The organism is Lysinibacillus sp. Bpr_S20 (genome assembly GCF_023337835.1).
In the GTDB taxonomy this organism is placed as follows: domain Bacteria; phylum Bacillota; class Bacilli; order Bacillales_A; family Planococcaceae; genus Lysinibacillus.
Window position 1 is genome coordinate 55,154 of sequence record NZ_JALNLQ010000014.1, and the last position, 13,584, is coordinate 68,737.

The 13,584-nt window shown below is 39.0% G+C and carries 13 protein-coding genes; 6 read left to right on the forward strand and 7 right to left on the reverse strand.

The window, feature by feature from the left end:
* Positions 1-48: 48 nt before the first annotated feature.
* From MWJ95_RS22375 to MWJ95_RS22385, 3 genes are all read right to left on the reverse strand, one after another.
* Entirely contained in the window at positions 49-969 is a 921-nt protein-coding gene (locus MWJ95_RS22375) for a helix-turn-helix transcriptional regulator (RefSeq protein ID WP_249076104.1), read from the reverse strand.
* Between the two features lie 256 nt (positions 970-1,225).
* On the reverse strand, positions 1,226-1,873 hold the full coding sequence (locus MWJ95_RS22380) for a response regulator (protein ID WP_249076103.1): 648 nt from the start codon (positions 1,871-1,873) through the stop codon (positions 1,226-1,228).
* Between the two features lie 11 nt (positions 1,874-1,884).
* Positions 1,885-3,000, reverse strand: coding sequence for a GAF domain-containing sensor histidine kinase (locus MWJ95_RS22385; RefSeq protein WP_249076102.1), 1,116 nt, complete (start codon positions 2,998-3,000; stop codon positions 1,885-1,887).
* Between the two features lie 582 nt (positions 3,001-3,582).
* On the opposite strand from MWJ95_RS22385, the gene MWJ95_RS22390 reads away from it, so the two are divergent.
* From MWJ95_RS22390 to MWJ95_RS22400, 3 genes are all read left to right on the forward strand, one after another.
* Positions 3,583-4,008 (forward strand): disulfide oxidoreductase, encoded by a 426-nt coding sequence (locus MWJ95_RS22390; RefSeq protein WP_249076101.1) that lies wholly within the window; start codon positions 3,583-3,585, stop codon positions 4,006-4,008.
* A 54-nt stretch (positions 4,009-4,062) separates the two neighbouring features.
* Complete coding sequence (locus MWJ95_RS22395) at positions 4,063-4,902, forward strand: RluA family pseudouridine synthase (protein ID WP_249107272.1); 840 nt, start codon at positions 4,063-4,065, stop codon at positions 4,900-4,902.
* 470 nt (positions 4,903-5,372) lie between these two features.
* Positions 5,373-7,535 carry a 5'-nucleotidase C-terminal domain-containing protein gene (locus MWJ95_RS22400; RefSeq protein ID WP_249076099.1) on the forward strand — a complete coding sequence of 721 codons (2,163 nt, stop codon included), beginning with the start codon at positions 5,373-5,375 and terminating at the stop codon, positions 7,533-7,535.
* A gap of 349 nt (positions 7,536-7,884) precedes the next feature.
* Here the strand turns inward: MWJ95_RS22400 and MWJ95_RS22405 are convergent, their stop codons facing one another.
* Positions 7,885-8,715, reverse strand: a complete 831-nt coding sequence (locus MWJ95_RS22405) for an aldo/keto reductase (protein WP_283175805.1) — start codon at positions 8,713-8,715, stop codon at positions 7,885-7,887.
* Positions 8,716-8,798: 83 nt separating this feature from the next.
* Positions 8,799-8,975 (reverse strand): hypothetical protein, encoded by a 177-nt coding sequence (locus MWJ95_RS22410; protein WP_249076098.1) that lies wholly within the window; start codon positions 8,973-8,975, stop codon positions 8,799-8,801.
* A 568-nt stretch (positions 8,976-9,543) separates the two neighbouring features.
* Between MWJ95_RS22410 and MWJ95_RS22415 the strand changes: the two genes are divergently transcribed.
* Positions 9,544-10,389 (forward strand): VOC family protein, encoded by an 846-nt coding sequence (locus tag MWJ95_RS22415; RefSeq protein ID WP_249107273.1) that lies wholly within the window; start codon positions 9,544-9,546, stop codon positions 10,387-10,389.
* Positions 10,390-10,533: 144 nt separating this feature from the next.
* On the opposite strand, the gene trmL is transcribed toward MWJ95_RS22415, so the two are convergent.
* Positions 10,534-11,007 carry a tRNA (uridine(34)/cytosine(34)/5-carboxymethylaminomethyluridine(34)-2'-O)-methyltransferase TrmL gene (gene trmL / locus MWJ95_RS22420; RefSeq protein WP_053485736.1) on the reverse strand — a complete coding sequence of 158 codons (474 nt, stop codon included), beginning with the start codon at positions 11,005-11,007 and terminating at the stop codon, positions 10,534-10,536.
* A 14-nt stretch (positions 11,008-11,021) separates the two neighbouring features.
* Entirely contained in the window at positions 11,022-12,152 is a 1,131-nt protein-coding gene (queG, locus tag MWJ95_RS22425) for a tRNA epoxyqueuosine(34) reductase QueG (protein WP_249076096.1), read from the reverse strand.
* A 59-nt stretch (positions 12,153-12,211) separates the two neighbouring features.
* Between queG and MWJ95_RS22430 the strand changes: the two genes are divergently transcribed.
* The gene (locus MWJ95_RS22430) at positions 12,212-12,901 is read left to right on the forward strand and encodes a B3/B4 domain-containing protein (protein ID WP_249107274.1); all 690 of its coding nucleotides are present in this window, start codon (positions 12,212-12,214) and stop codon (positions 12,899-12,901) included.
* Positions 12,902-12,915: 14 nt separating this feature from the next.
* Positions 12,916-13,425: a hypothetical protein gene (locus tag MWJ95_RS22435; protein WP_249076094.1), complete on the forward strand. Its 510-nt coding sequence runs from the start codon at positions 12,916-12,918 to the stop codon at positions 13,423-13,425.
* Positions 13,426-13,584: the final 159 nt, after the last annotated feature.

The following is a 13,584-nucleotide window of genomic DNA, read 5'->3' on the forward strand; positions in this document are numbered from 1 at the left end:
ACTATAACAAAGGAAACCTGACATCTGTATGTCATCAATTGAAAGAAGTTACATTTCTTTATACAACTCTACAATTTCCTGGGCTCGCTTTACTACAATCTCACGTATATGGAGAGGTTCTAAAACTTTTAAACGATGACCAAAGCTAAGAAGAAAACCATAAAGCCATTCATCCTCAGGTAATGCAATGTTAATAGTTAAATTCTCATTATCTACATGCTCGGCCCCAAATGATTCTTCTACTAATGTCGTGATGGCAGAATCGAAAGATAACATAAGGTTTACTACATTTTGAGGGTGATGCCACTCTTTATCCCATGGGAGTTCAGATAAGTTGACTTCCCTGCGCTGAAACGTCATCATCTCTTCTTGTATATCCTTCATTCTTGAAATTTTAAATAAGCGAAAATCTCCCCTCAATGTGCAAAAGCCATAAACATACCAAACTTTTCCCTTTTGTACTAAAGTATGCGGCTCTAATAATCGTCTTGTTATATGACCATGTGTAGTAGAATACGTAAAGCTTACACACTGCTCGCGTTCAATTGCCTTCTTTAATAAAGTAATTTGTTCCTTGAAAATAACATTTGGCCCCCAAGGACTAAGGTCAATAAACAGTTGGTCAATCGATTGTTTTACTTCCTCACCCGCAACACCTGTTAATTTTTCAAGTACCGCTTCAGCATGTGAATCCTCGTATGTTGTTAATGCACTTTTAATGGCAATAGAAAGTGACGTAAGCTCGTCCTTCGTTAGCACCTGCTTATCCACACGGTAGCCATCAATCAAACTAATCCCACCATGAACCCCCTGCTGGCTAATAACAGGAACCCCTGCACAGCTCAACGTTTCAATATCTCGATAAATAGTACGAACGGATACATTAAATAAATCGGCAAGCTCCTGGGCTGTCACCTTTTTACGATTTATTAAAATCATTGTCATCGTTAAAAGACGCTCTAATTTCATAATTGTACTCCTTTACGATAAATTCTATTTGTCCTATGCAAATTGCGTATTAATTAATTCTCTTTCTATTTTAAGTATTTTTTGAGTTTTATTTAAGTCAATATATGCTATAAAACAAAAACTTCTGTAGCTGACGCTCCGCTTTCGCTACAAAAAAATCGCTGCAAGAAGTTAAAATAAATGAAAATATCATTCATTAAAAAACGACGGGCTACTACAATTTGTAGGAACTCGCCGTTTTACTTATTTTTTATATTTATACACTGCTACCCTCTGTCAGCCCGTGCTTCACTGCATAAAGAGCCGCCTGTGTTCGATCCTGTACTTGTAGCTTGGTGAAAATATTAGAAATATGAGTTTTCACTGTTTTTTCTGTAACGAATAAAGAGGATGCAATCTCTCGATTACTTTTCCCTTTTGTAAGCTCCGCAAGCACATCCTGTTCACGAGGTGTTAGTGGATTTAACACATGAGGTGCATTTTCTGATTCTTGACGGTCCATTTCAAGAGTCGTTGTTGCTTCTGGATGTAATGTATTTTCGCCTCTCATAATACGACGAATGGACAATACCAGCTCATCAGGTTCAATATCTTTCAACTGATAGCCTGCAGCTCCTGCCTCCATTGCAGGCACTACATGATCACGGTCTGAGAAGCTTGTCAGCATTAGAATTTCTATTTGCGGAAACTTCGCTTTAATGCGCTTCGTTGCCTGAATCCCGTCCATTTCAGGCATCACCAAGTCCATGAGTATAATATCTGGCTGTATACTTTCTGCTAAAGCTACTGCCTCAAGTCCATTTTTCGCTTCTCCTACAACTTCAATATCTTTCTGTGTTTTTAAGAAAAATAATAATCCACGACGCACTACATGATGGTCATCTGCGATTAAAACACGTATCATACTCTTCCCCCCTAATACGGCAAGCGGATTAACAGCTCAGTTCCTTTGCCAATTTCACTAACCCAGTCAGCTTTGCCACCAACTGATTTTGCACGATCCTTTATGGATTGTAAGCCTATCGAAAGTAGCTTCGTGTTATGATCGATGACGAAGCCTCGTCCCTCATCACGAATAACAAGTAAAATATCTGTAGAAGTAACCGTAATATAAAGAGCAGCCTCCAGCACACCCGCATGACGACGAACATTATTAAGTGCTTCTTGGGCTACTCGAAATAATGTCTCTTCGATACGTGATGGGAATTGCAGTACACCAGAGACCGTTACATGAAGCTTTAAGCCAAGCATTTCAGCATATACTTTAATCGCCTCAAGTAAACCATTTTCTAATCCTTTGGGGCGTAGTTGCCAAATGAGAGCACGCATTTCTGTTAAAGCATCCTGCGTTAAGTGCTGAATCTCCTTAAACGTTTCCTTCACATCACTATCGTTTGTCATTTCAATGCCAGCTCTCGCCGTTAATGTAACCGAAAAAAGTAACTGATTCACGGAGTCATGTAAATCTCTTGCTAGGCGATTGCGCTCCTTCACAAGTGCCATTTCCTGCTCCTGCTTCGTTAGTAAAATACGCTTAATGGCTGATCCCATCTGAAATGCAACCGATTCAAGTAATGCTAGCTCTTCCTCGGAAAAACGCACTGTATCCTTCGATGCAACATTTAAGACACCAAAACGCTCTTGTCCAGATTGCAGAGGTACTGTCGCATGATGTGTAATCCCTTCATGATCGCCAACATTTGCTGCAATCGCACTTTCAATACGTTGACATTCAATAATATTTGAGGCTTTTTTTAATTCCTCATTACGATAGCGAGAAACACACCAGCAGCCTCCCTTTTTTAAATAATGGCAATTTTTATGCTCTAGTGCCTCAGGTAAATTGACATGGACAACAACCTCTGACCGCCCTTTTTCATCGATAAAAAAAATCCAGCCTGTTTCAAAATTTGTGCCATTTAAAAATTTCTCAAGTGCTCCCTGTAACATGGACACCATTTCAGTCTCTTCGTTTAATAACTCTGCAATCTCTTTTAAAATACCAATATTGGAATGATCATTCTCCCTCACAAAAACACCTCTTCTTTGGCATTACTAATTCAATGATAACATTTCAAAGTCTGGAACGTGTGCCTAAGCCATTCATACTTTCGACTGAAATTTTTCATAAAAACATACCCTATTTTGCTTCATCACCAAAAGTTGTGGATGACTTTTGTTAAAACGTTTACTATGTAATAAGTTGATTGGAGTGGAGACTGGGCGACTCCTTGGGGATTAGCGATAGGGGAACGAAGGCGTTATCACATCCTGTGATAACGCCTTCGTGACCAACATCGGTGCTGCTGCCGCTACGTTAGCACTACGCTTTCGCGCAAAAAACATCTGTTGGCCCGAGACCCTGGAGCGAGCAACGCGAGTGAAGCGGCTCATCGGACGCCCCCAGGAAGCTTTGCTCTGCGCGAAAGCGAAGCGTCAGCGGCAAATGTTTTCTGTGCGAAAGCGAAGCGGCAGCAACAAAGCGCCCAGTCGGAACGGAAATCAACCACACGTTTTGGTGATAACCCCTTATTTTGGGTAAGTTGATTTACATATAAAACTAGAACATCTATAATCGAACAAGTACATGGTTATACTAAGGAGAGAATTTATATGTCTAAAAAAGTAGAGAATGGCTTATTATTTATTTGGATTGTCTCTGCCGTTGCAACATTGGGTTCCTTATACTTTTCTGACATCCGTCATTATGAACCTTGTAAAATGTGTTGGTTCCAACGAATTTTCATGTATCCAATAGTCATTATGACAACGATTGCCTTTATTCAAAAAAATGCACGTATTGCTGTAACAACCGCTGTTTTTGCCATTATGGGAGGCAGTATATCACTTTACCATTATGGTATTCAAAAGCTTAGTTTTTTAGCTGATACTGCTCCTTCTTGTGGAATGGTTTCGTGTACTGGTCAATATATTAACTGGTTTGGTTTTATCACAATCCCATTTTTAGCGCTAACTGCATTTATTTTAATTGCAGGGGCAAGCTTTTATGTAATGAAGGCTGCTAAAACAGCAAATTAATTACGAGACCGTGTTCTACAAATGGAATACGGTCTTTTCTACGGAGGAAGAATTATGTTTCACTATGAAATAAATACGGATAATTTAACAGTCGAGGACCTATTACGCAATCAATGGCGACTCGGTAAAAAGTTAGTCCATGAATTACGAATGGCGAAGGCTATCACAACAATTGATGGAGAGCCTATCCAGTGGAATGATCCACTACAGGTTGGGACAGTAATAAAGTTTACATTCCCGATACCGACATCTAATTATCAACCGACACCAGTTTGTGCAATTGATATCGTCTATGAGGATGATCATTGTTTAATCGCTTCTAAACCAAAAGGCATGTCGACGCATCCAAATGATGCACGTGATACCCACACTTGTATGAACCATGTTATGGCACATATTAAAGAGCAAGGCGGTACTTATGCAGAGCATGTCCATCGTTTAGATAAAGGGACACAGGGTTTGTTACTTGTAGCAAAACATCCTTTAGCAAAATCAATCTTTGACCGTATGATTGAGGAAAAAACCATTATTCGAACATACGCTGCAGAGGTCCAAGGGAATTTACGTTCTTCCTCTGGTACAATTTCTGAAGCAATCGGTAAAGACCGACATCATGCAACAAGACGTGTCGTTTCAAAAACTGGTCAGCATGCAGTGACACACTATGAAGTTGTAGCTCGCTATAAAAGCTCTTGCGTTGTCCACCTAATTCTTGAAACAGGAAGAACACATCAAATCCGCGTACATTTAGCACATCTTGGGCATCCAATTATAGGTGATACAATGTATGGAGCAAGAGAAACAGCAAGTGGTGATTATGAGCTCCATGCTATTCAATTGGAATTCGAGCACCCATTTTTAAATAAACAAATCGTTGTAAAGGACGAGGAATAATTGTTACCCTGCACTTCCCATTGTTGAATATCTAACAATAGGAAGTGCAGTTTTTTTATATAAGTTGATTGAAGGAATGACTGGCGACATATCAGAAGCCCCAGTAAGCGAAGCGACAGCCACAATTGTTTTATCTGTGCGAAAGCGAAGCGACAGCCACAATTGTTTTATCTGTGCGAAAGCGTAGCGTCAGCAACAATTGTTTTATCTATGCGAAAGCGTAGCGTCAGCAACAAATCGTCCAGCCAGAACGGAAATCACCCCCACTTTATAGAGATGAGAGCAAATACTTTAATCTATTTACTTATTATTCTAAAAAAGTACAAATATATTATTTTACATTTCTTTCATTTATTTTTTACAGTAATTTTAATATACATTTCCATTATTGGTAATGACGATAGATTTCTTTCATGATAGAATTAGATTAAATTGTCAGTCATCTGACTAATATAAGGGGGAATTTATTGATGAAATGGGTTAAAAGTATTGCAGCAACAACTCTAGTTGCTAGTTTACTAGCTACACCTGGTTTTGCCGCACATGCAGCAGAAACGACACCAACAACTTCGAAAGATGGTTTCAAATTAACAGTTCTACACTCAAATGATACGCATTCACACCCTGAGGAAGCTACAAAACGTGCAACAAAAGTTAAAGAACTACGTGCTGCTAATAAAAATTCACTTCTTTTAGATGCAGGTGACGTTTTCTCTGGTACTTTATACTTTAACGAATTTGCTGGAGAAGCGGATATGAAGTTAATGAACTTAATGGGTTATGATGCCATGACTTTTGGAAACCATGAGTTCGATTTAGGATCACGCCCAGAAGGACATGCTGCACTTGCTAAATTCGTTAAGGGTGCAGAGTTTCCATTACTAGGAAGTAACTTAGATTTTTCAAAGGAATCTTTATTTGAAGGGTTACAATTCAAAACAGTCACGAAAGACTTCGAAAACGGTAAAATTTATGACGGTATCATTAAAGAAATCGATGGAGAACAAGTAGGTATTTTCAGCTTAACAACGGAAGAAACACCTTCGATTTCAAGTGTTGCTAACGTTCAATTTGCTAACTATATCGACTCTGCCAAAAAAGCAGTAGCAGAACTTGAAAAACAAGGTGTTAACAAAATTATCGCATTAACACACATCGGCTTCAATGACTCAAAAGAATGGGATAATGACCTATTACTAGCGCAGGCTGTAGAAGGCATTGATGTAATCGTTGGCGGTCATTCCCATACTAAATTAGACAAACCTGTGAAGGCTGAAACATCATTTAAGGACCCTACAATTGTCGTACAAACAGGTCAATATAGTGAAAATTTAGGTGAACTTGACTTAACATTCGACGATAACGGGGCCATTGTCGACTACATTGGTCAATTACATCCTTTAAAGTCTGTAGAAGCTGACGCTGAGGCCGAAGCTATTTTAGCACCATATAAAGAACAAGTTTCAAAAATCAAAAATCAATCAATAGGCAGCACAGCTGTTTCACGACTAAATGGTGATCGTGGCCTTTGGGGTGTGCGTGCTGGAGAAACAAATCTTGGTAACTTAATTACTGATGGTATGCTTGCTGGAGCAAAAAAAATTGATCCTGAAGTACAATTTGCCTTCCAAAATGGTGGAGGTATCCGCTCAAGTATTGACGCTGGAGATATTACTATGGGTGAAGTTTTAGAAGTAATGTCGTTCGGTAATGCACTTGGCATCGTAAAAGTAACAGGTGCTGAAATCTATGATATTGTTGAACAAAGTGTAAAAGAATTTCCGAAAGAAGCTGGCGGCTTCCTACACTTCTCAGGTTTACAAGTAGAATTTGATGGAAAGGCACCTGCTGGTAAACGTGTAAAATCTATTAAATTAAATGGTAAAGAGCTTGATAAAGCAGCCTATTATAAAGGTGCAACAAATACATTTGTTGCTCAAGGACAAGACGGCTATGATACACTGAAAAAAGTTTATGAGGATGGCCGTGTAAGTGAACCTGGTACGATTGACTATGAGATGTTTATCGATCACTTAGTTACACTGAAAAAAGTTGATGCAAAAGTAGAAGGACGTATTATCGCAACCATTCCATTTACTGATATCACAAAAGGTTCGGAAACAGAAGGTTATGTTCGTGACCTTTATTACCGTGATTTAACAAAAGGTACTACTGCAACAACATATTCACCAAACGCAAACCTAACGCGCGCGCAAGCTGCATCATTTATCGCACGTGCCTTGAAACTTGAAGCAAAAGGCCAAGCAACATTCTCTGATATTGCGAATGTAAATCCTGCAACTCAAAAAGAAATTACAGCACTTGCTGAAGCAGGAATTGTAAAAGGTGTGAATGGTAAATTCAATCCTAATACAAAAGTAACTCGTGCTCAACTTGCATTAATGTTTGCTCGTGCATACAATCTACAAAATGATGAGAAAACTGGTTTAAAAGCTGATTTCAGTGATATTTCTAAATACAACGCTGAAACTCAAAATGCTATTGCACTTATGAAAGACTTAAAGATTGTCAGCGGCGTAAACGGCAAATTCATGCCTGGTAACAACGCGACACGTGCACATATGGCAAAAATGCTTTCTAACTACATTCCTTTTGTAAAAGAATCTAAATAATTTATTAACAAAAATCCCGCTTCTCTAAGTAGAGAGCGGGATTTCATGTTGTTGAAACACTATTATGTCAATGAAATTAAGGTGTGCTATCAAATAAAGTATGGCTCTTCAGCAAAGCGAGGGTTGATTTCCGTTCCGGCTGGGCGCTTTCCTGGGGGCGTCCGATGAGCCGCTTCACTCGCGATGCTCGCTCCAGGGTCTCATCTGTGACGCTAATCCCCAAGGAGTCGCCCAGCCTCCACTCCAATCAACCATTTCACTTTGTGTATATCTTCTGCATATAGCTCTAATCTAGAGTGATACAAATGGAAATTTTAGCAACAGATATTTTTAGTGCGAAAGCGCTCTATTAGAAATTAAATTTAAAGTTATCTGGGTCCTGCCCAAATCGTTGATTGCGATTTAATGCTGCTATTTTATCCATTTGAGCTAGTGTTAGTTCAAAATCAAAGATCTGTGCGTTTTCCTCAATACGACTTGGTGTCACAGATTTAGGAATAATAATTGTATCATTTTGTAAATGCCAACGCAGCACTACCTGTGCAGCTGTCTTTCCTATTTCTTGACCAATTTCCGTAATTATTGGATCATCAAGTACTCCACCTCGACCTAATGGAGACCATGCAGTAACAGCAATTCCTTGCTCACTACAAAATGCTCGTAATGCGTCCTGCTGTAAATAAGGATGCACCTCTACTTGATTGACCATTGGTGCAATATTTGCTTTAGCTAATAGCTTTTGTAAATGATGCTCATGGTGATTTGAGACACCTGTTGCACGAATTAATTTTTCATCATATAAACGTTCAATTGCTTTATATGTTTCTTCAAATGTTTCTGGTACTGCCCAATGCGTTAAATATAAATCTAAATAGTCCATATTTAACTTTTTCAATGAAACTTCAAAAGCTCGTAATGTCTCATCATAGCCTTGGTCATTATTCCAAACCTTTGTCGTCACAAAAATATCCTCACGTTTTATGCCTGAGTGACGAATAGCTTCGCCTACTTCAGCCTCATTACCATATAGAGAAGCCGTATCAATTGCTCGGTAGCCAAACTTTAAAGCTTTATCAATAGCCTGCAATGTCTCATTACGCTCTGTCATTTTATAAACACCTAAGCCAAAGCGAGGCATTTCCACACCATTTGCTAATGTTTTTGTTGATTGTAAATCCAAGAATAACAACCCCTTTCTTTTCCTAGTTCCATTATACAAAAAATTGGTTTTAAGAAAATAAGGAAAATTTCCAGGGTAATCTCTTACTGATCTTTTGCTTCTTCTTCATAATCATCTACTTGAATAGGGTCTGGAATTCGCTCATCTTCTACGAGCTCTAGACCATCACGCAAGTGCTCCATCTGCTTTCCTAAATCCTTTAGATCTTTAAAATTTCTAGCCATTGTACCGTTTTCGATATTTGGAACCTTTTTTTCCATTTTTATCACCTCTCTTATAGTTTTCCCGAAATAGTTATTTCTGAACCATTTCTGACATATTTTATTCCTCTATATCGTTTCATTTTTATAATGGATAGGCTATACTAAAAAGAGATGTCTTTATAAACATGAGGAGGGTTCTTCCATGAGTTTATTATTAATTATTGGTGTAACTGTTGCGTTTTTAACTGCAATTTTCACTGCTGGTTACGAAGGCGACTACAGATCAGACAAATAATACCTCAAGAAAATCACTAAGCATAACAGATGCTTAGTGATTTTTTTGTTTTTTACAGCAAGTCTTTTTAGGTAAGTTGGCTCTTTTGTAAAGCGAGTTGGGATTTCCGTTACGACGCTTTGTTGCTATCGCACAGATAAAACATTCGTAGTTGACGCTTCGCTTTCTTGCAGAGCAGAGCTTCCCGGGGGCGTACGATTATCCGCTTCGGTTACTTCTCTTATTTTTTGGAACAATATATTTACTTGACAAACTGTACTTTATAAAATAAACTTACTTACATAAAGTAAGTTGATAATTAATGATAACTTGAATTCGGAGGTAATTACGATGCATTTTCATGAAAAACCTAACACATATGTCACAAATGTTGAAATTAAAGTGAGTGATTTACAACGTTCATTAACTTATTATCAGGAGGTAATTGGCTTTAAAGTTTTACAGCAGGAATCACAAAGAGCCACTCTAACAGCTGATGGCAAAACAGCTTTACTGACTATCATCCAACCTGAAACAGTAGAAGAAAAAACGAGCTTAACTACTGGACTTTATCACTTTGCAATTTTATTACCTACTCGTCGTGATTTAGCAAATATTATTACTCATTTCCATAACAGTGGCGTGTACTTCGGAGCATCTGACCATGATGTAAGTGAAGCACTTTATTTAAATGATCCTGATAATAATGGTATAGAGGTTTATGCGGATCGCCCTGAAAATGAATGGACTTGGCATTTCGACCAAGTGCATATGGTGACTGAACCTCTTAAAATCCGTTCTATATTAGAGGAAGGCGATGGTAAATGGAATGGCCTACCAGCTAATACGGTTATGGGACATATTCATCTATCTGTTTCTAATTTAGCTGCCGCAGAGGAGTTTTATACAAAAGGGTTAGGATTTGACATTGTCACTCGCTATGGCACACAAGCTTTATTCATCTCAACTGGCCGCTATCATCATCATATCGGTTTAAACACCTGGCACTCTGAAAACGCACCAAAGCTTGGTGAACATCAGGTTGGCTTAAAAACATTTTCATTGCGTCTAGATAATGAAGAGCAAGCAGCAAAAATGAAAGAAAATCTACGTGCAATTGGTGCACCTGTTACTGAAATAGATGGAGGATTCCAAACAGAGGACCCATCTGGTATCGTTGTGTTATTGAAATTTTAAGCGTGATGTGACGTACTATCCGTCAGTTTGAGGATTGTATCCGGCACTTGATGGGTTTCGCGAGATTCTTTCCGGCGCTTGCAGAATTCCTTCACGTCTGACGAAAAAGCAAAAGCAGCTCTCCTCTACGGGAGAACTGCTTTTTTAATGTAATCCTGGATAGCCTTGTTGACGCAACGCTTCATAAATAACAATGGCTGCTGTATTCGATAAATTGAGTGAACGAACATGCTCACTCTGTGGAATTCGTAAACACATATCTCGTCGCTCATATGCAAAATCCTTTGGCAGGCCAGTCGTTTCCTTACCAAACATAAAGTAAATATCACGATCTTTATCACTAAAATCATGTGTCGTAAATGGCTCTTCACTATATGTCTCAATTAAATACACGTCACCATTTTTGGATGCCTCTAAAAAATCCTCTAACGAATCGTGATACACGACATTCACACTATGCCAATAATCTAAGCCTGCACGTTTTAGCATTTTATCGTCTGTGGAAAAGCCAAGAGGACGAATTAAATGTAGTGATGTATTTGTACCAGCACATGTGCGTGCAATATTTCCTGTATTTGCTGGAATTTCTGGTTGATATAAAACGATATGCAATGGCATAACGGTACACTTCCTTAACTAAAAAATTGTAAACCTTTATTAATTTCAACGAGTACTTCCTCGTCTTGCTCTTTTGCATTTGCCTCACGTAATGCAGATTGGGCCTGCTCCCCGCCTATCTTACCTAAAGCCCATGCGGCTGTTCCTCGAATTACAGGTCGTTCATCCTTTTCTAGAAGTGCGACTAAATCTGGTACCGCAGCTTCTTCATTAAAATGTGCAAGTGCCAAAATAGCATTGCGTTGAATTGGCTTTTTCCCCCGCCATGAACCAGAAACATGTCCAAACTTTTCTTTGAATTCACGATTTGAAATCGTTAAAAGTGGTACAAGTAATGGCTTTGCAAGCTCTGGATCAGGCTTAAATTCCTCATGTATCCAGTTAATCTTGCCTTTATTCTTTGGACATACGGTCTGACATGTATCACAGCCATACAAACGATTACCAATATGGGTACGAAACTCATCAGGTAGCATTCCTTTAGTTTGCGTTAAAAAGGCTATACAACGTTGCGAGTCTAGTTGTCCTCCCTCGATTAACGCGCCTGTTGGACAAACATCTAAACATAAACGGCAATCCCCGCATTCATCCTCCATCGGCTTATCAGGTGCAAAAGGGATATTCGTAATAAGCTCTCCTAAATATACATAAGAACCGAACTCAGGCGTAATAATCGAGCAGTTTTTTCCGCTCCAGCCTATTCCTGCACGTTCTGCAACTGCTCTATCAACAAGTGCACCTGTATCTACCATTGATTCAATACGCGCTCCTTCTATGCGCTCCTCGAGCCAGGCTGATAATAATTTCAAGCGTTCACGTAATGCTTTATGATAATCGACACCCCAGGAAGCACGGCAAAAAATTCCGCGTCTTGCCCCCTTCTTGCCAACAGGTGCATTTTGCATGCGCGACGGATAGGCTACAGCGATTGCCACTATGCTCTCTGCTCCTTCTAACAATTGTAGGGGTTCGGTACGTTTTTCAACATCGCTTTCTTCAAAGCCAGACTGATAGCCAAGTTCTTGCTGACGGCGCAGTCTATTTTTTAATTCTGTAAATGGAGCTGCTGTTGTAAAGCCAATTTTGTCTACACCAATGGACATTGCATACGCCACAAATTCACGTTGTAGGTCATGTATGTTCATTTTATTTCCAACTCCTTACATGATACAATAATAGAAATAGATAAAGTAGGTGATGTTTTATGGAAATTTCAATTAATCAATCTCTATTGACACAACATCCCGAGCTAAAAATCGGCATTATTCATTATACCAAAATTGTCGTTGCAGAATCGCCTCAAATGATTAAAGGCCGTATGCAATTGTATCAGGAAAACCTCTTTTTAGAGATGCAAGATAGTCCTGTAACGCAACGAGAGGGTATCGCAGAATGGCGACAACTTTGGAAAAAGCTTGGCGCAGATCCGAACCGCTATCGTCATTCGGCAGAAAGCTTAATGCGCCGAATTAGTAAACAAAATTATTTAACACCCCTTCACTCTGGTGTTGATTTAAATAATTTCTTCTCCCTTCAATATGAGATGCCAGTTGGCTTATATGATGTAGCTAAACTACAAGGCAATATAGACATTGCACTTGGCAACGAGGATACTGGCTATGAGGGCTTAAATGGTCGTTTTAATTCATTGAAGAATATCCTTTACAGCTATGATGCTGAAGGAGCATTTGGGTCACCGTTTGTCGATTCTTTACGTACGGCAGTTTCAGAGGAAACGATCGAGGCTCTACATATTTTCTACCTCCGCCCATCATTGTCAGACGAAAATGCACAAGAGCTCCTTGCATCTGCTGGTAAGATGTTTAATCAAGTTCATAGCGGCGATTATAAAATAGCCCTATTAACAAACGCAGTACCATCTACTACATTGTAAAGGACGTGTTTTAAATGATTAATCTTGCAGAAGCCGTTAAGCTAAAAAGTATTTTAGCAAAAAAGGTTCAAGAGCTTGTTAGCGAACTACATCGTAGCGCTTTTGTAACTGTCGAAAAAGGACAAGCGCCTAAAACTAGTAATCGTGCAATGAAAGTAATTGAAGCTGAATTAGCTCAAGTACGTCTCGATGTTCGTACATTAGATCGTTTAGTATATGAAGCCAATATAAAAAACACAGTAGACTTTAAAGGTGAAAAGCTGGCATTAGTTGAAGCAATTGAGCTTGCTACACAACTCCGCGCAGATGTCGAGCTGTGCAAAGAGTTTAGCATGCATGAAAAAGAGAGTGTACGCATGGGTTATGGTGAAAATACAATGCTTTATGAAATTGCGATGTATGAGCCAGATGAGTACCGTGAGCGTGCGATTACACTAGAAAAAGATGCCCATAAATTATCGAATCTTATCAATGCAAAGAATTATAGTATTGAAATTAACTTCGATGATTCTCGTTATTTCTAATCTCGGGGCGGTGAGACTCCAAACCGAGTTGGATGTGCTGTTTTCAAAACTAGCTTTTGGAGCTAACTTACACGAAACCAATGACAAGTTACCTGTTATCGTATGACCCATGACTAATAACCAACTATAAGCAATGGCCATACTCAAACACTTGACAAT